This is a genomic window from Pseudomonas paraeruginosa (assembly GCF_003025345.2).
Classification (GTDB): Bacteria; Pseudomonadota; Gammaproteobacteria; order Pseudomonadales; family Pseudomonadaceae; genus Pseudomonas; species Pseudomonas paraeruginosa.
This window is the reverse complement of record NZ_CP020560.1, coordinates 1,877,370-1,896,995: the sequence shown is the minus strand read 5'-3', so window position 1 is coordinate 1,896,995 and position 19,626 is coordinate 1,877,370. Positions and strand designations below refer to the sequence as shown.

Here is a 19,626-nt window from a genome sequence, read left to right as displayed (position 1 = left end):
AAACTGACATACAGAGGTGGCCCGCTCCCGGCCCCATCCCTCCGCCAAAGCTGGCAACATGAGGGATTCCGCCATGGCGGCCCCTCCCAGGTTTCATCTTTCAACGGGAACGATTATGAGCAACGTCGACCACGCCGAGATCGCCAAATTCGAGGCACTGGCCCACCGCTGGTGGGACCGCGAGAGCGAGTTCAAGCCCCTCCACGACATCAACCCGCTGCGCGTCAACTGGATCGACGAACGCGCCGGGCTGGCCGGCAAGACGGTGCTCGATGTCGGCTGCGGCGGCGGCATCCTCAGCGAAGCCATGGCCCAGCGCGGCGCCAGCGTCACCGGCATCGACATGGGCGAAGCGCCGCTGGCGGTGGCGCGCCTGCACCAGCTGGAGTCCGACGTTGCCGTCGACTACCACCAGATCACCGCCGAGCAACTGGCCGAGGAAAGGCCCGGCCAGTTCGACGTGGTCACCTGCCTGGAAATGCTCGAGCACGTGCCGGACCCGGCCTCGGTGATCCGTGCCTGCCATCGCCTGGTCAAGCCGGGCGGCCAGGTATTCTTCTCGACCATCAACCGCAACCCCAAGGCCTACCTGTTCGCGGTGATCGGCGCGGAATACATACTCCAGTTGCTGCCGCGCGGCACCCACGACTTCCGCAAGTTCATCCGCCCGTCGGAACTGGGCGCCTGGTCGCGCAATGCCGGCCTGGAGGTCAAGGACATCATCGGCCTGACCTACAACCCGCTGACCAAACACTACAAGCTGGCCAACGACGTCGACGTCAACTACATGATCCAGACCTTGCGGGAGGAGTGAGGCGCATGCGGCTCAAAGCGGTACTGTTCGACATGGATGGCACCCTGCTGGACACGGCACCGGACTTCATCGCCATCACCCAGGCCATGCGCATCGCCCACGGCCTGACGCCGGTGGACGAGCAACTGGTGCGCGACGTGGTCTCCGGCGGCGCCCGCGCGATGGTCGCCGCGGCCTTCGGCCTGGCGCTGGACAGCCCGGAGCTGGAACCGCTGCGCCAGGAGTTCCTCGAGCGCTACCAGGAGCATTGCGCGGTTCTCAGCCGGCCCTACGACGGCATTCCCGAGCTGCTCGCGGCGATCGAGAAGGCTGGACTGATCTGGGGCGTGGTGACCAACAAGCCGGTGCGCTTCGCCGAGCCGATCATGCGGCGCCTGGGCTATGCCGAGCGCTCGAAGGTGCTGGTCTGCCCGGACCACGTGAGCCGCAGCAAGCCCGACCCCGAGCCGCTGCTGCTGGCCTGCAGCCAGCTCGGCATCGACCCGTCGGGCGTGCTGTTCATCGGCGACGACCTGCGCGACATCGAGTCCGGCCGCGATGCCGGGACCAAGACCGCGGCGGTGCGCTACGGCTACATCCACCCCGAAGACAACCCCGCGCACTGGGGCGCCGACGTGATAGTCGATCACCCGCGCGAGCTGATCGAGGTTCTCGACCGCGCGCTCTGCGATTGCTGAGCCGCAGTACCACTGAAATACAACGGTCCGCCGCCGGGCGGATCATGCAACCAAAGGATTCGACATGTTCCAGTACTCCGCCCGCCCCGACCTGCTGAAAGACCGCGTGATCCTGGTCACCGGCGCCGGCCGCGGCATCGGCGCCGCCGCCGCCAAGACCTTCGCCGCCCATGGCGCCACCGTGCTGCTGCTGGGCAAGACCGAGGAGTACCTGAACGAGGTCTACGACGCCATCGAGGCCGCCGGCCATCCGCAGCCCGCGGTGATCCCGTTCAACCTGGAAACCGCCCAGCCGCACCAGTTCGAGGAGCTGGCGGCGACCCTGGAGAAAGAATTCGGCCGCATCGACGGCCTGCTGCACAACGCCTCGATTCTCGGCCCACGCTCGCCGATGCAGCAGATTTCCGGGGAAAACTTCATGCGCGTGATGCAAGTGAACGTCAATGCGATGTTCATGCTGACCACCGCCATGCTGCCGCTGATGAAGCTCTCCAGCGACGCCTCGATCATCTTCACCTCCAGCAGCGTGGGCCGTAAGGGCCGCGCCTACTGGGGCGCCTACTCGGTCTCCAAGTTCGCCACCGAAGGGCTGATGCAGACCCTCGCCGACGAACTCGACGGCACCAGCGCGATCCGCGCCAACAGCGTCAATCCGGGCGCCACCCGGACCAGCATGCGCGCCCTCGCCTACCCCGGGGAAAACCCGCTGAACAACCCCACCGGCGAGGAGATCATGCCGGTCTATCTGTACCTGATGGGCCCCGACAGCACCGGCGTCAACGGCCAGGCCTTCGACGCCCAGTGACGCCCTTCCGGTCCCGCCGCCCGGTGGGACCGCCTCTCCCCTTGCGCCTGAACAGCCACGCCGCCCATCCGGGAGTCGGGATTCTTTTGGCATATTTTTCCCACTGAGTGGGAAAGTGGTTTCATTTTCCGGGAAAGCCCCTTCACCCTGTGGGTCAAGGAGTTCCCATGACCAAGCATTCCCCCACCGATCGCCTGCTGCAGATCCTCATCGCCCTCGGCCAGGCGCCGGACGCCCTGTCGGCCAAGGAGCTGTCGCTGACCCTGGAGCAGCCGCTGAGCAGCACCTACCGGCACCTGAAGACCCTGCTGCGCTGGGGCCTGGCCGAGGAACAGGCCGGCCAGGGCCGCTACCTGCCCGGCCCGGCCTGCCTGCAACTGGCGAAGAAGTTCGATCGCGACGCCTCGCTGATCGGCCTCGCCCGTCCGGAGCTCAAGCGCCTGGCCGACCTGAGCCAGGAGAGCGTCGCGCTGATGGTCGCCAGCAACCAGCAGGCGATCTGCCTGGAACTGTTCGACAGCCCGCAGCCACTGCGCTGCTGCTACCAGAAGGGGCTCGCCCAGCCGTTGCTCCACGGCGCCTCGGCCAAGGCTCTGCTGGCGCACCTGGAAGATGCCCGGCGCGAAGAGCTGTATCTCGCCCAGGAAATGTCCGGGGAGCGTATCGCCGCATTGGAAGCGGAGCTCCAACGGATCCGCGACCAGGGCTATGCCGTCAGCCAGGGCGAGATCGACGAAGGCGTCTGGGGTATCAGCGTGCCACTTCTGGACAGCCGCCGGCGCCTGCATGGCGCCCTCAGCCTGATGGCCCCGGCCCTGCGCGCCCAGGCGCGCAGCGAGCGTCTGCGCCAATGGACCCTCGACGCCGCCGCGCGACTTTCCGCGCGGCTGGACTGACCGATAGACAGGAGTACCGATGCACCCCGCCCCTGACATGAGCCTCTGGCAAGGCCGGATCGACAGCCAGGAAGGCGCCGGCGCCCTGCGCTGGCACCAGTGGATACGCCCCTATGACGAGAGCGCCGGGGCAGCCAGCGTGCTGCTGGGTTTCGCCAGCGACGAGGGCGTGCGCCGCAACCAGGGACGCCAGGGCGCGCGCCAGGGCCCACCGGCCCTGCGCCGGGCCCTGGCCAACCTGGCCTGGCACGGTGAACAGGCGCTCTACGACGCCGGCGACATCGAGGCTGCCGAAGACCTGGAAGGCGCCCAGGAGCGTTATGCCCGGCGCGTCGCCGAGTTGCTCGGGCGCGGTCACCAGGTGGTCGGCCTGGGCGGCGGCCACGAGATCGCCTACGCCAGTTTCTCCGGCCTGGCCCGCCACCTGGGGCGGGACGGGGGGACGCCACGCATCGGCATCCTCAATTTCGACGCGCACTTCGACCTGCGCCATGCCGAACAGGCCAGTTCCGGCACGCCGTTCCGCCAGATCGCCGAGCACTGCGAGTCCAGCGGCTGGCCATTCGCCTATTGCTGCCTGGGCGTCAGCCGCCTGAGCAACACCGCCGCGCTGTTCGACCAGGCCCAGCGCCTGGGCGTGCGCTACCTGCTCGACCGCCAGGTGCAGCCGTGGAACCTGGAGCGCAGCGAGGCCTTCCTCGACAGCTTCCTGCAGTCCATCGAGCACCTCTACCTGACCGTCTGCCTCGACGTCCTGCCGGCCGCCCAGGCGCCCGGCGTCAGCGCACCCTCGGCGCACGGCGTGGAGATGTCGCTGGTCGAGCACCTGGTACGCCGCGCCAAGGCCAGCGGCAAGCTGCGCCTGGCCGACATCGCCGAACTAAATCCGCAATTCGACAACGACCAGCGCACCGCCCGGATCGCCGCGCGCCTGGTCGACGCCCTGGTCAACTGAAACGCCCCTTCGCCCACACAACAACAATAGAGCCACGCCATGCCGACAATGCACCTGGACGCCCTGTCCACCACCGCCCTCGCCCTGCTCCTGCTCGCCATCGGCAGCCAGCTGAAGAAACGCAGCCGCTGGCTGACCCGTCTCTGCGTGCCCTCGCCGGTGATCGCCGGCTTCGGCTTCGCCTTCCTGGTCTGGCTGCTCAGGGACCGCGGCTGGCTCGACATCGGCCTCGACACCAGCCTGCAGACACCCCTGATGGTGGCCTTCTTCACCACCGTCGGTCTCGGTGGCAGCCTCGGTCTGCTGCGCAAGGGCGGCAAGACCCTGCTGGTCTACCTGGCGGCATGCTGGGCGCTGGCGATCCTGCAGAACCTGATCGGCGTCGGCAGCGCCGGACTTTTCGGCCTGGATCCGCTGCTGGGAATCATGGCCGGCGCGGTGTCGCTGGAGGGCGGCTTCGGCGCGGCGGCGGCCTTCGGACCGGTGGCGGAAGGCCTCGGCGCCCAGGGCGCGACCACCGTGGCGCTGGCCTCGGCCACCTTCGGCATGGTCGCCGGCGGCCTGCTCGGCAGTCCGGTGGCGCGCTGGCTGATCGAGCGCAATCGCCTGCTGGTGCGGGCGGAAAGCGACAGCGAGCTGGAAGCCCTCGGCCAGCAGGAACAGCGCCAGCACGCGGTGACCGCGCTGGACGGCAACCTGCTGCTGCGCCTGCTGACCTGCGTGCTGCTGGTGATGGTGCTCGGTTTCTGGCTGGGCGACGCGCTGCAGGAACGCCTGGGCCTGGTGCTGCCCAGCTACGTCGGAGCGATGTTCATCGCCATCGTCCTGCGTAACCTCGACGACCGGCTCGGCTGGCTGCGCATACCCGACCACGCCATCGGCACCCTGGGCGACGTCTGCCTGGGCATCTTCCTGACCATGGCGATGATGAGTCTGAAGTTCTGGGAACTGGAGAACCTCGGCCTGCCACTGCTCGGCGTGCTGTTCATCCAGGTCGTGGCGCTGCTGCTCCTGACCATCTTCGTGCTGTTCCGCCTGCTCGGCCGCAACTACGACGCGGCAGTGCTCTGCGCCGGCTTCCTCGGCCATGGCCTGGGCGCGACGCCGAACGCTGTGGCCAACATGGGCGCGGTCTGCGAACACTACCGGGTGTTCTCGCGCAAGGCCTTCATCATCGTGCCGCTGTGCGGAGCGGTACTGATCGACCTGGTCGCGATTCCGGCGATCACCTGGTTCATCAACGCCTTCAGTTGAGCCGATAGCGGCGCTCCGCCAGCGGAGCGCCAGCTTTCCGACGAGCACCAAGACACAGAGACATCAAAGCGCCATTATTTCGTCGAAATACTTCATTTTTTCCTACAGAATAGGGAAACCATTCCTAAGGAATCCGGTCAGTGCCACTGAATTACCCGTTCTTCGGTTGGCTGGCACGAAACTCGCCTCAGCCCTACTGTCGCCGTCTTTCGCGCCAGAGGTCCCGCGCATGGCTCCTCCCAAACAATCCAATACCATCGATTTCGATGCCGCCAAGCAAAAGCGCGGCGCGCAGCCTGGCGCCGGCGGAGTTCCCCGCGCCGGCAACCTGATGGAGTTGCGCCAGCAACTGACCCAGCAGTTGCAGAGCAGCCTCGAGGCGGAACGCATCCTCGGCCTGTTCTTCGAGGAGGTCCGCCAGTTGATTCCGCTGGACGCCCTCGGCTACCGCCATCCAGGCTCCGACCTGCGCCTGGAATTCGGCAGCAGCGCCAAGCACTCGGTGAGCTACCGCCTGAGCCATGACAGCGACTACCTCGGCGAACTGATCTTCCGCCGCCGCCAGCGCCTCGGCGAAGAGGAACAGCGGCAACTGGAAAGCCTGCTCGGCACCCTGCTGTTCCCGCTGCGCAACGCCCTGCTCTACCGCGCGGCGATCCAGACCGCCCTGCGCGACGCCCTGACCGGCACCGGCAACCGCATCGCCATGGACCAGGCGCTCGGCCGCGAACTGGAACTGGCCCGGCGCAACCTGCAACCGCTCTCGGTGCTGATGCTGGATATCGACCACTTCAAGCGGGTCAACGACCACTACGGTCACGCCGTCGGCGACGAAGCCCTCAAGGCGGTGGCGGAAACCATCAAGGACCACCTGCGCAATGTCGACATGGTGTTCCGCTTCGGCGGCGAGGAATTCCTCGTCCTGCTGTCCAGCACGCCGCTGCAGGCTGCCTGCATGGTCGGCGAACGCCTGCGCCAGGCGGTGGAGGAACTGGACTACCGGCATGCCGGCGAAACGCTGAAGCTGTCGATCAGCCTCGGTTGTGCCGACCTGCGGCCCGGCGAAGGCAGCGACGACCTGCTGCGGCGGGTCGACGAGGCGCTCTACGAGGCCAAGCGCGACGGCCGCAATCGCCTGCGCTGCGCCTGACGCCCGCCGGCCGGCGGAAGCGCGACGCGTTCGGAGGCCGGACTTCCTATGGCTGCACCGGCTCGTCAGGAGCGCCATAGGCCTGGCGCAGGCGGACGCGCTTCTCCAGCAGCCAGCCGCTGGCTTCCTTGCCGTCCCGGGCCACGTACATGACGTTCAGCCACTCGCCGCCCGGCTTGTAGACAGTGACGAAGTCGCCGGGAACCACGAAGAACCCGGTGACGCAATCGGCGCGCGGCGCGCTGTGGAAATAGGCGCGGCCCTTGTCGATCACTTCGCCCTCCAGTGGCGGCCTGAAATTATCCTCGGGAGCGGACGTCGCCTCGGCGAGCTCCGCGCACCCCTGCACCGGCGTCGCCCACTCCCCGGCCAGCCCGACGAGGCTCCACAGCGTGCCAAGCACGATCACCGCGATCCTGTGCATGTCACCACCTCCCTGTTCTGCGGGCGACCATTAGACACCGATTCCCAGGCATGAAAAAGGCCCCAGCAGGGGCCTTTCCACGGCGCCTTCCGCTCAGCGGCGGAAGCCCGGACGCATGCCATCGCCGGCCGGCTTCGGCCGCCGCTTGACCTGCGGCTTGCGCGCCGCCGGCTTGTCGCCCGGCGCGCCGGCCGGACGCTCGTCGCGCGGCTTGCTCGGGCGCGGCTTGCGGTTGCTCTCGCGGGGCCGCTCGGCGACTGGCGTTCCCTGCTCGCGCCCCTTGCGCTCGGCGCCCGGCTGCGGACCGCGCGAGGAACGCGAGGCCGGCGTGCGGCGGCCGGCGTTGTCGCCATCCTCGCGCCGCGGCGCGCGCTTGCGCCCGGCTTCCGGACGTTCGCTACGAGCCAGCGGGCGCGCCTGCTTGCGCTGCTGGCGCTCGGCCTTCTCGCGCGCCTTGGTGGTCATGCCCGGCAGCGCCACCGGCTTGAGGCCGACTTCCTCGCTGAGGATATCGATCTCGCGCTGGTCCATTTCGCGATAGCGGCCCATGGTCAGCTCGGAGGTCAGGAACACCGGACCGAAACGCACCCGCTTCAGGCGGCTGACCACCAGCCCCTGGGATTCCCACAGGCGGCGCACCTCGCGGTTGCGGCCTTCCATCACCACGCAGTGGTACCAGTGGTTGAAGCCTTCGCCGCCCGGCGCCTGCTGGATATCGCTGAACTTGGCCGGGCCGTCCTCGAGCATCACGCCATCGAGCAGGCGCTCGATCATCTCTTCGGTGACCTCGCCGCGCACCCGTACCGCGTACTCGCGGTCCATCTCGTAGGAAGGATGCATCAGGCGGTTGGCCAGTTCGCCATCGGTGGTGAACAGCAGCAGGCCGGTGGTGTTGATGTCCAGGCGGCCGACGTTGATCCAGCGCCCGGTGCGCAGGCGCGGCAGGCGGTCGAAGATGGTCGGGCGGCCTTCCGGGTCGTCGCGGGTGCAGACCTCGCCTTCCGGCTTGTTGTAGATCAGCACGCGACGGACGTTCTCGGCGGCCTCTTCGCGGCGGATCAGGTGGCCATCGACGGTGATCGCATCGTGGCTGTCGACCCGCTGGCCGAGGCTGGCCACGCTGCCATTGACATTCACCCGGCCTTCGGCGATCCACACCTCTACGTCGCGCCGGGAACCGACGCCGAGACGAGCGAGGACTTTCTGCAATTTTTCCCCGACCGGTACGTGGGGATTCTCTGGGGTATCGTTCATCTGGGCACCTCCCGGTGTGGCTGGCAACGAATCGAAGGGCGCGCATCATACGCGCTTCGTCAGGACAAAGCACCGTCCCCGGGCGGAAACCCGGGCAATCCCGCTAGACTAGGCCGGGTTCACCCACCCCGCCACCCGGAGGCCCCGGTGCACGATGTCCCCCCCTTCAGCGGCGCCAAGCTGGCGCTGTTCTACGGCGACCGCCTGGTCGTCTACAAACGCGACGAAAAACCCGGCATCCCCTTCCCCGGCTACTGGGACTTTCCCGGCGGCGGCCGCGAAGGCCTGGAAACTCCCGCCGAATGCGCCCTGCGCGAACTGGAGGAAGAGTTCTCGATCCGCCTGGAGGAACCACGCATCGAATGGTTGCGACAGTATCCGAGCACCAGCGGCAGCGCGCCCTTCGCCTATTTCCTGGTGGCGCGCCTGGAGGACCGCGAGTTCGAGGCCATCCGTTTCGGCGACGAAGGACAATACTGGCGATTGATGGAGGTGAACGCCTACCTCGCGCATGCCATGGCCGTGCCCTACCTGCAGAGCCGGCTCGGCGACTATCTGCGGGAACGCCGGCGCATCGGCGAATAACGCCCGCGGCGTTACCCACCCTATGCCCGGGGCGATCCCGGACGGCATAAAAAAACCCGGCCGAAGCCGGGCATGCCCAGGCGGGCAGTCTCAGTGTCTGCGGTGCTCGGCGAAGCGCGCCAGGGCTTCGCGACTGAGGCGCTCGACCTGGGCCCAGTCGCCGCGGTCGACCACGGCCCTGGGCAGCATCCAGGTACCGCCGACGCACATCACGTTGGGTACCGCCAGGTAATCGGCGAGATTGTCCAGGCTGACTCCCCCGGTGGGGCAGAAGCGGATATCGGGGAACGGTCCCGAGAACGCCTTCAGCGCCGCCGGGCCGCCGCTGACCTCGGCGGGGAACAGCTTGAAGCGACGATAGCCGTGGCGATAGGCGAGCATGATCTCGGAAGCGCTGGCCACGCCGGGCAACAGCGGGACTTCGCTGTCCAGGGCGAAGCGCAGCAACTCGTCGGTGCAGCCCGGGGTGACCACGAAGCTCGCCCCGGCCTTTTCCGCGGCGGCGAAGGTCTGCGGGTCGAGCACGGTGCCGGCGCCGATGCGCAGGTGCGGGCGCTCCTCGCTGAGGCGACGGATGGCGGTCAACCCATGCGCCGTGCGCAGGGTGATCTCCAGGGCGGTCAGGCCACCGGCGGCGAGGGCGTCGGCCATCGGCAGGATGTCCGCCTCGCGGTCGATGGTGATCACCGGGAGGATGCGCGCCTCCCGGCACAGCGTGTCGATGCGGGCGGTCTTCTGTTCAAGGTCGTGCATGGCTACAGCTCCGCCACTCAGGGATACCAATGGATCGTCAGGGGCGCGCGGAGGAAGGCGCGAACCGGCATCTGCCGTTCGTCCTCGACCGCCAGCGCGGCGTTCAGGGTGGCCAGCTTGGACTGGCCCTGGATCGCCAGCAGCTGCACCTTCGCCGCCGCCAGCACGGCGCGTGGCAGGGTCAGGCGCTGGTGCGGTACGCTCGGCGCCCACATCGGCAGGCAACGGCGCGTACCCCGGGGATCCATCGCCAGGTCCAGGCCAGGGCTGTTCGGGAACAGCGAGGCGGTATGGCCGTCGTCGCCCATGCCGAGAACCAGCACGTCGATCGGCAATGGCAGCTCGTGCAGGTGGTGGTCGGCCAGCTCGGCCGCTTCCTCCAGGCTCGCCGCCGGCTGGTAGAGGCCGATGAAGCGCGCCTTCGCCGCCTCGCCACGGAGCAGGTGGCGGCGAACCAGGCCGGCGTTGCTGTCGGCGTGCGACTCCGGCACCCAGCGCTCGTCGGCCAGGCTGACGGTGATCCGCGACCAGTCCAGCGGCTCCTCGCTCAAGGCTTCGAGGAACGCCACCGGGCTGCGCCCGCCGGACACCACCAGCAGCGCCTGGCCCTGCTCGGCCAGCGCCGAACGCAGGTGATCGGCGACGCTCGCGGCCAGGCCACGGGCCTGTTCGCTGGCGCTGCTCCAGGCCTGCAGGCCGACGCCCGCCGGCAACTTCAACTCAGAAATCGCCATACCAACTCCTCCCATCGCGGGCCACCAGGGCCACCGAGGCCACCGGCCCCCAACTCCCCGCCGGATACGGCTTGGGCGCTTCGCTCAGGCGTTCCCAGCCGGCGATCAGCTGGTCGCACCACTTCCAGGCGAACTCCACCTCGTCCTTGCGCACGAACAGGTACTGGTTGCCCTGGGTGACCTCCAGCAGCAGACGCTCGTAGGCATCCGGAACCCGCGCCGCATGGTAGGTCTCGGAAAAACTCAGTTGCAGCGGGCCGGTGCGCAATTGCATGCCCTTGCCCAGGCCCTGGTCCTTGGTCATCACTTGCAGGGAGATACCTTCGTCCGGCTGCAGGCGGATGATCAGCCGGTTGCTGATCAGCGAGCGCTGCTCGGGGGCGAAGATGTAGTGCGGCGGCTCCTTGAAATGGATGACGATCTGCGACAGCTTCTGCGGCATGCGCTTGCCGGTACGCAGGTAGAACGGCACGCCGGACCAGCGCCAGTTGCGGATGTCCACGCGCAGGGCGACGAAGGTTTCCGCGTCGCTGTCGCGATTCGCATGTTCCTCCTCCAGGTAGCCCGGCACCGCCTTGCCGTCGCTGAAACCGGCGGTGTACTGCCCACGCACCACGCGCGAAGCCAGTTGTTCGGCGGGGATCGGCTCGAGGGCGCGGAGCACCTTGACCTTCTCGTCGCGGATGCTGTCCGCCGAAAGGTCGCTGGGCGGATCCATGGCGATCAGGCAGAGCAGTTGCAACAGGTGGTTCTGCACCATGTCGCGCAGTTGTCCGGCCTGGTCGAAGTAGCCCCAGCGGCCTTCGATGCCGACCTTCTCGGCCACGGTGATCTCCACGTGGGAGATGTGGTTCTGGTTCCACTGGGTCTCGAACAGGCTGTTGGCGAAGCGCAGGGCGATCAGGTTCTGCACCGTCTCCTTGCCCAGGTAATGGTCGATCCGGTAGATGCGGCTTTCCGGGAAGAACCGGGCGACCGCCTCGTTGACCTCGCGGGACGACTCCAGGTCATGCCCGATGGGCTTCTCCAGCACCACCCGGGTGCGTTCGGCGAGACCGGCGGCGGCGAGGTTCTCGCAGATGCCGCCGAACACCGAGGCCGGCGTGGCGAAGTAGGCGACCAGCGGCAGTTCGTCGTCCACCGCCTCGCGCAGGCCGAGATAGGCCTGCGGGTCGAGGAAATCCATGCTCAGGTAGTCGAGCCGCTCGCGGAACCGCTGCCAGACCGCGTCGTCCCACTCCTTCGCCGGCACCGCCAGACGCAGGCGCTGCTCCAGCGTCGCCAGGTGTTCGGCGGCAGAGCCTTCGTCGCGGGCCAGGGCCAGGACGCGGGTATCGCGGTGCAGCAGGTTCTCGCGATCGAGTTGGTAGAGCGCCGGGAACAGCTTGCGCAGGGCGAGATCGCCCAGCGCACCGAACAGCGCTAACGTGCAAGGCAGAACGCGGACATCAGGCATTTGTTGTTACCAACCAAATATTGAGTGATATTGAGCCATCCACTGCGCAATTAAGACAAATATGTAGTAATTAAACAACATATTTTTCCCAGCCCGCCACGCTGTTGGTCGCATGCCGGCCTGACGTTAGGATAGGCGCCGCCGCCGGCCCTTCCCCGCCGGGCCGACAGAACACGAGGAACCCGGATGAAAAACCTGCTGGAGCAGATCCAGAGCCGCCTGGACGAACTGAACAAGGCGGAGCGCAAAGTCGCCGAGGTCATCCTGCAGAATCCGCAGCAGGCCACCCGCTTCAGCATCGCCGCCCTGGCCCAGGCGGCGGCGGTCAGCGAACCGACGGTGAACCGCTTCTGCCGCTCCTTCGGCATGAGCGGCTATCCGGAACTGAAGATCCAGCTGGCCCAGAGCCTGGCCAGCGGCGCCGCCTTCGTGACCCAGGCGGTGGCCGAGGACGACGGGCCGGAAGCCTATACGCGGAAGATCTTCAGCAACACCATCGCCTCCCTCGACAGCGCCCACAAGCTGCTCGACCCACGCGTCATCGACCGCGCCGTGGACCTGTTGATCCAGGCCCGGCAGATCCACTTCTTCGGTCTCGGCGCCTCGGCCTCGGTAGCGCTCGACGCGCAGCACAAGTTCTTCCGCTTCAACCTGGCGGTGAGCGCCCAGGCCGACGTACTGATGCAACGGATGATCGCCTCGGTGGCGCATACCGGCGACCTGTTCGTGGTGATTTCCTATACCGGGCGTACCCGCGAACTGGTGGAAGTGGCGCACCTGGCGCGGGAGAACGGCGCCTCGGTGCTCGGCCTGACCGCCGCCGGCTCGCCGCTGGCCAGGGCCAGCACGCTGTGCCTGGACATCCCGTTGCCGGAAGACACCGACATCTATATGCCGATGACCTCGCGGATCATCCAGCTCACCGTGCTCGACGTACTGGCCACCGGCGTGACCCTGCGCCGCGGCGTGGACTTCCAGCCGCACCTGCGGCGGATCAAGGAAAGCCTGGTACCGACCCGCTACCCCCTCGACGAGGACAACTGACCGCCAGCCTATTGCAGGCCGGCGGCGAGACTCAGGCGCATGCGTTCGCCGGGCGCCAGGATCAGCCCGCCGGGACGGTAGCCGGCGGCGCCGATACAGAGGAAGCGTTCCGCTTCGCCCGGCTCGACCTGCTCCACCGGGCGGCTGCCGGGGTGCCAGATCACGCTGCCGGCGCTGACGTTCTTGTCGATCCGCAGGCGGCGGTTCCAGCCACCGTCCTCCAGCACCAGCGATCCGGGATGATAGAGCACCTGCTTGACCGCGCCGCGCGGTATCCAGGTTCCCGGAATCCGCGAAGCGCCGCGCTGGCCGCGAGCCGACTCCAGCTCCATGCCGTGCACCACCACCCGGCTCAGCGCGCCGACCCGCCAGTAGGGCTGCAGGGCGAAGCTGAACAGGCAGTCGTCGTCCTCCTCGTGGTAGCTGCACAGCTCCAGTTCCAGGCGCTGGCCAAGGCGCGCGTCGAGACGCACGTGCCAGTCCTCCAGGTCCAGCTGCCAGCTCACCACCACCTTGCTCTCGTCGGCGTAGGCGTCGAGCAGGCGCCATTCGCGTTGCCGCGCCCAGCCCTGCTGTGGCCATTCGCTGCCGTTGGGATGACTGCCGAACCACGGCCAGCAGACCGGGATGCCACCGCGCACCGGCGCGCTGCTGAGCGCCGGCCATTCGCCGGCGCACCACAGCAACGGGCGTTCGCCCTGCGGCTGGAAATGCAGGAGCTGCGCCCCTTGCCGACTGAATACGGCCTGGCACAGCGGATGGTCGATCAACAGCAGATCGCGACGTTGGAAGCGTACCCAGTCGAACGGTCGCTTGGCCCGCATGGAATGAAAGAAACGCTGCAGCGGATGCTCAAGCATGTCCGATTGTCCTACCCTCTCCCCTTCCCGGAAAGCCCGGGCGTGCATCCGTGTAGTTTTACTACATTTCGCCCGCAAGCCCCAAATGATCGGCGCAGGAAAAGCGTAGTCGGTTTGTAACAGACGCGGGGCGGTGGCCGTCGCCGGGAAAACGGCCCGCCCCGGCGAGCGGGCGGGCCCAGGCACGCTATCGAAGCGCGCAGCGGGACCCTCAGAACACCGTCTGGATCTTGATCCCCGCCACCAGCGCATTGTCGACCTCGTCGACCCCACCCGGGCGCTTGATGTACTGCAGGTTCGGCCGCACCGTCAGCCAGTCGGTCACGTGCACCCCGTAGTACAGCTCGGCGTTGTACTCGGTGTCCTGCAGCGGCTGGTACAGCGGGTTGTCGTAGTCGTCGATGCCGTTCACCTGGTTCACCAGGCGCTGGCGCTTCTTCACATCGTCGTTGACGTGGATGCGCGCGATGCCCAGGCCGATGTCGTCCTTCGGCCGCGCATCGAACGGGCCCTTGTAGACCACCCCGAGCTGCTGGTAGTTGTCCACCACGTTGGTCGCCTTGTCGTGGACGGTCAGGTTGGCGAACAGGTTCAACCCGCGCGACGTATCGCCGTTGTGCGACGTGACCTGCTGCTGCGCCACCACCCACCAGCCATGCTTGCTGCCGCGCGACTTGAAGTCGTTGCCGGTCAGCCCCTGCGGCTGGCCGTCGACGTCGTCGTACACGTCGTCGGCCTTCGCCGTGCTGTAGTAGTAGCCCAGCCGGTACTCGCCCGGCAGTTGCTCGGCGCCGACCTTCGGCTGCCAGATCAGCTCCACCGGCAGCAGCGCGCCCTTGGTCCCGCTGCCGCTCATCTTGAAGCCATTGCCGGTCTCCAGGTTCGACGGGTTCTGCTCGTAGGCGCCGACCTGCACGTACCAGTCCGGCGCGAAGTTGTACTTCACCCGCAGCGCCCACTGGCTGACCGGCCAGTTGTACCAGATGCTCCCCGCCCAGTTGCCCACCTGCGAGCCGCAGAAGGCCAGGTTCTGGAAATCGCAGGGGAAGCTGTTGAAGTCCTCGCCCTCGCCGAAACGGCCGAATTTCACATCCAGCGCGCCGTCGAAGTACTGCTGCTTGAGCCACAGCTGGGTCAGCCGCCAGGTCTGCCCGCGGCCCCAGACCTCCTGCACCGAGCTGATGTGGCCGGCGCGCGGGTCGCCGATGCGGTCGTTGGAGAGGTTCTTGCCGTTGCGCTCGGTGACCATGAACTGGAACTCGGTGGCCTTCCAGCCGAAGATCTTCTCCAGGTCCATGTGCACGCCCAGGGCGAACTGGTCGGTGTAGCGCCCGGTCTTGTCGTCGTCATAGCCGCCATCGAGGTTGGCCGCCGCCTCGCCGACGTACTCCAGCTTGAAATCGTAGCCCTTCTCCAGCAGCTCGGTGCGCTTGCCGCCCCAGTCGCCGAGCATCCATTTCGAATTCGGGTCGAAGGCCTCGGCGGCGTGCGCCGCGTTTCCCAAGCCCAGGGCTCCCAGAGCGAACAGGCAGCCCACTGTCCTGGCGGCCGGCCTGGTTTTCTTGTTCTTGTACATTTCCAGCGTCCTCGTGGTTGTGGTCTAGGCAGTACGAAAGGATTCAGGAGTTCTTCTGGCGATTGCCGTTCAGCGCGGTGACCTTTTCCGCCGCCGCGCCCGCCATGCGCAGGGCCACGCGCTCGCCGCTCCGCGCATCGAACAGCAGGACCCGCGCCGGATCGAAACGCAGGCTCATGCCGCTGCCCGGCTGCGGCGCGACGTCCGGCGCCAGGCGGCAACAGACCTTGACCTGGTTGACGGTGACGAAGACCAGGGTGTCCGGCCCGGTCGGTTCGAGTACCTCGACTTCGGTACGCAGGTCATGGGCGGCGCTGCCATCGCCCAGGGCGACCTGCTCCGGGCGTACGCCGAGGATCAGCTCGCGCCCTTCCTCCAGGTCGACCGCCAGCTCCAGCGGCAGTTCGATCCGATCCTGGCCACTGTCGAGCAGGCCGATCCAGCGTCCGTCCCGGCGCTGCACGCGCAACGGAATGAAGTTCATCGGCGGCGAACCGATGAAGCTGGCGACGAACAGGTTGGCCGGGTCGTTGTAGATCTGCTGCGGCGTGCCGAACTGCTGGATGACGCCGTCCTTCATCACCGCCACCTTGTCGCCGAGGGTCATGGCCTCGATCTGGTCGTGGGTGACATACACGGTCGTGGTCTTCAGCCGCTGGTGCATCAGCTTCAGCTCGGTGCGCATTTCCACCCGCAGCTTGGCATCGAGGTTCGACAGCGGCTCGTCGAACAGGTAGACCTTGGGCCGCCGTGCCAGCGCCCGGCCCATGGCCACCCGCTGCTGCTGGCCACCGGAGAGCTGCGAGGGCTTGCGTTCGAGCAGGTGCTCGATTTGCAACAACCTGGCCACCCGCGCCACCTCCTCGTCGATGGCGGCCTGGGGCATCTTGCGGATCTTCAGGCCGAAGGCGATGTTCTCGCGCACGCTCATGGTCGGGTACAGGGCATAGGACTGGAAGACCATGGCGATGTCGCGGTCCTTGGGGCTCATGCCGCTGATGTCCTGGCCGTCCACCAGGATCGCACCGCCGGTGATGCTCTCCAGCCCGGCGATGCAGTTCATCAGGGTCGACTTGCCGCAGCCCGAGGGCCCGACGAGGATCAGGAATTCGCCGGAGTCGATCTTCAGCCGGATGTCCCTGAGGGTGTCGGCCAGGCCGCTGCCGTAGCTCTTGTGCAGGTTGCGCAGTTCGAGGGTTGCCATGTTTCGTTCGTCTCCGGGGTCAGCGACCCGTCTCAGCCTTTCACCGCGCCGGCGGTGAGGCCGCGCACGAAGTACTTGCCGGCCAGTACGTAGACCACCAGCGTGGGCAGCGCGGCGATCATCGCCGCGGCCATGTCGACGTTGTATTCCTTGACCCCGGTGGTGATGTTCACCAGGTTGTTCAGGGCCACGGTGATCGGTTGCGAGTCGCCGCTGGCGAACACCACGCCGAACAGGAAGTCGTTCCAGATCTGGGTGAACTGCCAGATCAGGCAGACCATCACGATGGGCGTGGACATCGGCAGCAGGATGCGCAGGAAGATGGTGAAGAAACCGGCGCCATCCAGGCGCGCGGCCTTGACCAGGGCATCCGGGATCGCCACGAAATAGTTGCGGAAGAACAGCGTGGTGAAGGCCAGTCCGTAGATCACATGGACCAGCACCAGGCCACTGGTGGTATTGGCCAGGCCGAGCTTGCCGAGGGTGAAGGACATCGGCAGGAGGATCACCTGGAATGGCAGGAAGCAGCCGAACAGCAGCGCGCCGAAGAACAGCTGGGAGCCGCGGAAGCGCCACATCGACAGCACGTAGCCGTTCAACGCGCCGATGAAGGTGGAGATCAGCACGCCGGGCACGGTGATCAGCACCGAGTTCCAGAAGAACGCGCCGACGCTGTCCCAGGCCTTGAGCCAGCCGATGATGGTGAAGGTGTCGGGCAGCGACAGCAGGTTGCCGGTGCGGATGTCGTCGGGCGTCTTGAAGCTGGTCAGCAGCATCACCAGCAGCGGCACCAGGTAAAGCGCGCAGGCGCCCCAGAGGGTCAGGTGCACGGCCAGGCGGCTGACGCTGAAGGTCGGGTTCGGGGACGCGTCACGCATGGCGCTTGCCTCGCAGCTCGGAATACAGGTACGGCACCACGATCGCCAGCACCGCGCCGAGCATCAGCATCGCGCTCGCCGCGCCGAGCCCCATCTGGCCACGGGTGAAGGTATGCGCATACATGAACATCGCCGGCAGGTCGGAGGAATAGCCCGGCCCGCCAGCGGTCATCGCCGCCACCAGGTCGAAGCTCTTGATCGCGATATGGGCGAGGATCATCAGTGCGCTGAAGAACACCGGGCGCAGGCTCGGCAGGACGATGCGCAGGTAGATGGTCGGCAGGCTCGCGCCGTCGACCTGGGCGGCGCGCACGATGGCCGGGTCGACCCCGCGCAGGCCGGCGAGGAACAGCGCCATGACGAAGCCGGAGGCCTGCCACACGGCGGCGATGACCAGGCAGTAGACGACCCGCTCCGGGTCCACCAGCCAGTCGAAGCGGAAACCTTCCCAGCCCCAGTCGCGGAGCAGCTTGTCCAGGCCCAGGCCGGGATTGAGCAGCCATTTCCAGGCGGTGCCGGTGACGATCATCGACAGCGCCATGGGATACAGGTAGAGGGTGCGGATGAAGCCTTCGCGGCGGATGCGCTGGTCCAGCAGCACCGCCAGGAACACTCCGAGCACCAGGCAGATGGCGATGAACGAGCCGCCGAAGAGCAGCAGGTTCTTGCTCGCCACCCACCAGCGGTCGTTGTCCCACAGGCGCTGGTACTGGCTCAGCCCGGCCCACTTGTAGCTGGGCATGAAGCGCGAGTTGGTGAAGGACAGCAGCAGCGTCCAGCCGATGTAGCCATACATGCAGAACAGCACCACCACCACGCTTGGCGCCAGCACCAGCTTCGGCAGCCAGCCTTGCAGACGATCGAGCGGCGAGACGCGACGAGGCGCTACCGGAGCCGTGGGATGGACAGGGGAATTGATCGCCATGCGTTTTCTCGCGCGCGAAGGAACCCACCCGTGCCGCACGGCGGCACGGAGCCAGTCGGGAGGATCGAGCGGAGCCCTGGCCGGGCTCCGCGCCAGGGACTTACTGCGCCGCCGCCTCGATGGCGGCCGCCAGCTGCTGGGCGGCCTTCTGCGGATCCGCGGCGGGGTCGTTGAAGAAGTTGGTCACCACGTCGAAGATCGCCCCCTGCACATAGCTGGAGGCGGCCATGCTGTGGGCCATGCTGGGCACCAGGTTGCCGTCCTCGGAGGCCTGCTTGAAGTCCTTCATCGACTGCTGGGAGCAGCTGTCGAACGGCGTCATGTCGGCGTCCAGGCGGACCGGGATGGACCCCTTGTTGAGGTTGAAGTCCTTCTGGAAGGACGGGTCGAGCACGCTGCGCGCCAGGTCTTCCTGGGCCTTGCGGTTCTCCGCGTTGTTCAGCTTGAACATCACCAGCGAGTCGATGTTGTAGTCGAAGGCCTTCTGCGTGCCGGGGAACGGCAGGCACTGGTAGTCCTTGCCCGGCACCTTGCCGGCGGCAGTGAACTCGCTCTTCGCCCAGTCGCCCATGATCTGCATCCCGGCCTTGCCGTTGATCACCATCGCCGTGGCCGCGCTCCATTCGCGGCCGGCGGCGTCGGCGTCGACGTAGCCGCGGAGCTTCTTCAGCGCGGCGAACACCTCGACCATCTGCGCCCCGGTGAGGGTCGCCTTGTCCTGTTCGACGAAGGCCTTGCGGTAGCCCTCCGGGCCCATCTTGCTCAGCACCAGGTTCTCGAACACGGTGCCGTCCTGCCACGGCTGGCTGCCATGGGCCAGCGGCGTGAAGCCGGCGGCCTTGAGCTTGTCGGCGGCGGCGAACAGTTCGTCGAGGGTGGTCGGCGGGGTGGCGCCGGCCTTCTTGAACACTTCCGGGTTGATGTAGAGCCAGTTCACCCGATGTACGTTGATCGGCACTGCCACATAGTCGCCGTCGTACTTCATGATCTGCGCCACCTGCTTCGGCAGCAGGCTGTCCCACTTGCCTTCGGCGGCCACCGCGTTGAGGTCGGCGAGCAGGCCCAGTTCGCCCCACTCCTGGATATCCGGCCCCTTGATCTGCGCCGCGGCCGGCGGATTGCCGGACACCGCGCGGGTCTTCAGCACGGTCATCGCCGCCTCGCCGCCGCCGCCGGCAACGGCGAAATCCTTCCAGGTATGGCCTTTGGCCTCGACCAGCTTCTTCAGGGTTTCGGCGGCGCGCTTCTCACCGGCGGAGGTCCACCAGTGCAGCACTTCGACTTCGCCAGCCTGGGCCAGCAGCGGGGAGAGACAGAGCGAGGAAAGACAGATGACGGCAGAGAGGCGACGGATCGCATTCATGGGGAAAACCTTCTTCTTG

General features: G+C 67.1%; 20 protein-coding genes. 9 read left to right on the top strand and 11 right to left on the bottom strand.

The genetic code is table 11. The features are described 5' to 3' along the window. The first annotated feature begins 115 nt into the window (after positions 1-115). From ubiG to B7D75_RS09120, 7 genes are all read left to right on the top strand, one after another. Complete coding sequence (ubiG, locus tag B7D75_RS09150; RefSeq protein ID WP_107113934.1) at positions 116-814, top strand: bifunctional 2-polyprenyl-6-hydroxyphenol methylase/3-demethylubiquinol 3-O-methyltransferase UbiG; 699 nt, start codon at positions 116-118, stop codon at positions 812-814. Beyond that, the gene (gene mupP, locus B7D75_RS09145) at positions 811-1,491 is read left to right on the top strand and encodes an N-acetylmuramic acid 6-phosphate phosphatase MupP (RefSeq protein WP_079741280.1); all 681 of its coding nucleotides are present in this window, start codon (positions 811-813) and stop codon (positions 1,489-1,491) included. Before ubiG ends, mupP begins: the two co-directional genes overlap by 4 nt. A gap of 64 nt (positions 1,492-1,555) precedes the next feature. Beyond that, a complete protein-coding gene (locus B7D75_RS09140) occupies positions 1,556-2,296 on the top strand; it encodes a YciK family oxidoreductase (protein ID WP_003151411.1) in 741 nt (246 codons plus the stop codon). A 167-nt stretch (positions 2,297-2,463) separates the two neighbouring features. Next, positions 2,464-3,192, top strand: a complete 729-nt coding sequence (locus tag B7D75_RS09135; RefSeq protein WP_034078356.1) for an IclR family transcriptional regulator — start codon at positions 2,464-2,466, stop codon at positions 3,190-3,192. 19 nt (positions 3,193-3,211) lie between these two features. Next, positions 3,212-4,147, top strand: coding sequence for a formimidoylglutamase (gene hutG / locus B7D75_RS09130; RefSeq protein ID WP_058135327.1), 936 nt, complete (start codon positions 3,212-3,214; stop codon positions 4,145-4,147). A 39-nt stretch (positions 4,148-4,186) separates the two neighbouring features. Continuing rightward, entirely contained in the window at positions 4,187-5,401 is a 1,215-nt protein-coding gene (gltS, locus tag B7D75_RS09125) for a sodium/glutamate symporter (protein ID WP_012075014.1), read from the top strand. Positions 5,402-5,630: 229 nt separating this feature from the next. Then, entirely contained in the window at positions 5,631-6,551 is a 921-nt protein-coding gene (locus B7D75_RS09120) for a GGDEF domain-containing protein (RefSeq protein ID WP_012075013.1), read from the top strand. A gap of 46 nt (positions 6,552-6,597) precedes the next feature. Here the strand turns inward: B7D75_RS09120 and B7D75_RS09115 are convergent, their stop codons facing one another. Further along, positions 6,598-6,975, bottom strand: coding sequence for a hypothetical protein (locus tag B7D75_RS09115; protein ID WP_107113933.1), 378 nt, complete (start codon positions 6,973-6,975; stop codon positions 6,598-6,600). Between the two features lie 93 nt (positions 6,976-7,068). Beyond that, positions 7,069-8,229: a 23S rRNA pseudouridine(2605) synthase RluB gene (gene rluB / locus B7D75_RS09110; RefSeq protein WP_034078352.1), complete on the bottom strand. Its 1,161-nt coding sequence runs from the start codon at positions 8,227-8,229 to the stop codon at positions 7,069-7,071. Between the two features lie 147 nt (positions 8,230-8,376). On the opposite strand from rluB, the gene B7D75_RS09105 reads away from it, so the two are divergent. Beyond that, a complete protein-coding gene (locus tag B7D75_RS09105; protein WP_107113932.1) occupies positions 8,377-8,814 on the top strand; it encodes an NUDIX hydrolase in 438 nt (145 codons plus the stop codon). 90 nt (positions 8,815-8,904) lie between these two features. Here B7D75_RS09105 and B7D75_RS09100 read toward each other — a convergent pair whose 3' ends face one another. From B7D75_RS09100 to zwf, 3 genes are read right to left on the bottom strand one after another with little or no spacing between them, the layout of a single operon-like run. Beyond that, positions 8,905-9,567 (bottom strand): bifunctional 4-hydroxy-2-oxoglutarate aldolase/2-dehydro-3-deoxy-phosphogluconate aldolase, encoded by a 663-nt coding sequence (locus B7D75_RS09100; RefSeq protein WP_034078351.1) that lies wholly within the window; start codon positions 9,565-9,567, stop codon positions 8,905-8,907. Positions 9,568-9,584: 17 nt separating this feature from the next. After that, positions 9,585-10,301: a 6-phosphogluconolactonase gene (gene pgl / locus B7D75_RS09095; protein WP_058135324.1), complete on the bottom strand. Its 717-nt coding sequence runs from the start codon at positions 10,299-10,301 to the stop codon at positions 9,585-9,587. Beyond that, positions 10,288-11,757: a glucose-6-phosphate dehydrogenase gene (gene zwf, locus B7D75_RS09090; protein ID WP_003157411.1), complete on the bottom strand. Its 1,470-nt coding sequence runs from the start codon at positions 11,755-11,757 to the stop codon at positions 10,288-10,290. Before zwf ends, pgl begins: the two co-directional genes overlap by 14 nt. A gap of 186 nt (positions 11,758-11,943) precedes the next feature. On the opposite strand from zwf, the gene B7D75_RS09085 reads away from it, so the two are divergent. Further along, complete coding sequence (locus tag B7D75_RS09085; RefSeq protein ID WP_034078349.1) at positions 11,944-12,801, top strand: MurR/RpiR family transcriptional regulator; 858 nt, start codon at positions 11,944-11,946, stop codon at positions 12,799-12,801. An 8-nt stretch (positions 12,802-12,809) separates the two neighbouring features. Here the strand turns inward: B7D75_RS09085 and B7D75_RS09080 are convergent, their stop codons facing one another. The 6 genes from B7D75_RS09080 to B7D75_RS09050 all read right to left on the bottom strand — a co-directional run bounded on the left by B7D75_RS09080 (position 12,810) and on the right by B7D75_RS09050 (position 19,607). After that, positions 12,810-13,661 (bottom strand): D-hexose-6-phosphate mutarotase, encoded by an 852-nt coding sequence (locus tag B7D75_RS09080; protein ID WP_003157409.1) that lies wholly within the window; start codon positions 13,659-13,661, stop codon positions 12,810-12,812. A 211-nt stretch (positions 13,662-13,872) separates the two neighbouring features. Beyond that, positions 13,873-15,237 (bottom strand): carbohydrate porin OprB, encoded by a 1,365-nt coding sequence (gene oprB, locus B7D75_RS09070; RefSeq protein WP_012075008.1) that lies wholly within the window; start codon positions 15,235-15,237, stop codon positions 13,873-13,875. A 43-nt stretch (positions 15,238-15,280) separates the two neighbouring features. Further along, positions 15,281-16,441, bottom strand: a complete 1,161-nt coding sequence (locus B7D75_RS09065) for an ABC transporter ATP-binding protein (RefSeq protein ID WP_003148555.1) — start codon at positions 16,439-16,441, stop codon at positions 15,281-15,283. Between the two features lie 32 nt (positions 16,442-16,473). After that, on the bottom strand, positions 16,474-17,319 hold the full coding sequence (locus B7D75_RS09060) for a carbohydrate ABC transporter permease (RefSeq protein WP_107113931.1): 846 nt from the start codon (positions 17,317-17,319) through the stop codon (positions 16,474-16,476). Further along, on the bottom strand, positions 17,312-18,244 hold the full coding sequence (locus B7D75_RS09055) for a carbohydrate ABC transporter permease (RefSeq protein WP_034082113.1): 933 nt from the start codon (positions 18,242-18,244) through the stop codon (positions 17,312-17,314). Before B7D75_RS09055 ends, B7D75_RS09060 begins: the two co-directional genes overlap by 8 nt. A gap of 100 nt (positions 18,245-18,344) precedes the next feature. Further along, positions 18,345-19,607: an ABC transporter substrate-binding protein gene (locus B7D75_RS09050; RefSeq protein WP_012075005.1), complete on the bottom strand. Its 1,263-nt coding sequence runs from the start codon at positions 19,605-19,607 to the stop codon at positions 18,345-18,347. Between the last annotated feature and the right edge of the window lie 19 nt (positions 19,608-19,626).

What these genes read in the sequence shown, in the direction of transcription:
- B7D75_RS09055 (WP_034082113.1), bottom strand. Translation starts at nt 18,244, where the DNA reads ATGGCGATCAATTCCCCTGTCCATCCCACGGCTCCGGTAGCGCCTCGT.
- rluB (WP_034078352.1), bottom strand. Translation starts at nt 8,229, where the DNA reads ATGAACGATACCCCAGAGAATCCCCACGTACCGGTCGGGGAAAAATTG.
- B7D75_RS09120 (WP_012075013.1), top strand. Translation starts at nt 5,631, where the DNA reads ATGGCTCCTCCCAAACAATCCAATACCATCGATTTCGATGCCGCCAAG.
- oprB (WP_012075008.1), bottom strand. Translation starts at nt 15,237, where the DNA reads ATGTACAAGAACAAGAAAACCAGGCCGGCCGCCAGGACAGTGGGCTGC.
- hutG (WP_058135327.1), top strand. Translation starts at nt 3,212, where the DNA reads ATGCACCCCGCCCCTGACATGAGCCTCTGGCAAGGCCGGATCGACAGC.
- B7D75_RS09050 (WP_012075005.1), bottom strand. Translation starts at nt 19,607, where the DNA reads ATGAATGCGATCCGTCGCCTCTCTGCCGTCATCTGTCTTTCCTCGCTC.
- B7D75_RS09085 (WP_034078349.1), top strand. Translation starts at nt 11,944, where the DNA reads ATGAAAAACCTGCTGGAGCAGATCCAGAGCCGCCTGGACGAACTGAAC.
- gltS (WP_012075014.1), top strand. Translation starts at nt 4,187, where the DNA reads ATGCCGACAATGCACCTGGACGCCCTGTCCACCACCGCCCTCGCCCTG.
- zwf (WP_003157411.1), bottom strand. Translation starts at nt 11,757, where the DNA reads ATGCCTGATGTCCGCGTTCTGCCTTGCACGTTAGCGCTGTTCGGTGCG.
- B7D75_RS09100 (WP_034078351.1), bottom strand. Translation starts at nt 9,567, where the DNA reads ATGCACGACCTTGAACAGAAGACCGCCCGCATCGACACGCTGTGCCGG.
- ubiG (WP_107113934.1), top strand. Translation starts at nt 116, where the DNA reads ATGAGCAACGTCGACCACGCCGAGATCGCCAAATTCGAGGCACTGGCC.
- B7D75_RS09065 (WP_003148555.1), bottom strand. Translation starts at nt 16,441, where the DNA reads ATGGCAACCCTCGAACTGCGCAACCTGCACAAGAGCTACGGCAGCGGC.
- B7D75_RS09140 (WP_003151411.1), top strand. Translation starts at nt 1,556, where the DNA reads ATGTTCCAGTACTCCGCCCGCCCCGACCTGCTGAAAGACCGCGTGATC.
- B7D75_RS09115 (WP_107113933.1), bottom strand. Translation starts at nt 6,975, where the DNA reads ATGCACAGGATCGCGGTGATCGTGCTTGGCACGCTGTGGAGCCTCGTC.
- B7D75_RS09080 (WP_003157409.1), bottom strand. Translation starts at nt 13,661, where the DNA reads ATGCTTGAGCATCCGCTGCAGCGTTTCTTTCATTCCATGCGGGCCAAG.
- pgl (WP_058135324.1), bottom strand. Translation starts at nt 10,301, where the DNA reads ATGGCGATTTCTGAGTTGAAGTTGCCGGCGGGCGTCGGCCTGCAGGCC.
- B7D75_RS09135 (WP_034078356.1), top strand. Translation starts at nt 2,464, where the DNA reads ATGACCAAGCATTCCCCCACCGATCGCCTGCTGCAGATCCTCATCGCC.
- B7D75_RS09060 (WP_107113931.1), bottom strand. Translation starts at nt 17,319, where the DNA reads ATGCGTGACGCGTCCCCGAACCCGACCTTCAGCGTCAGCCGCCTGGCC.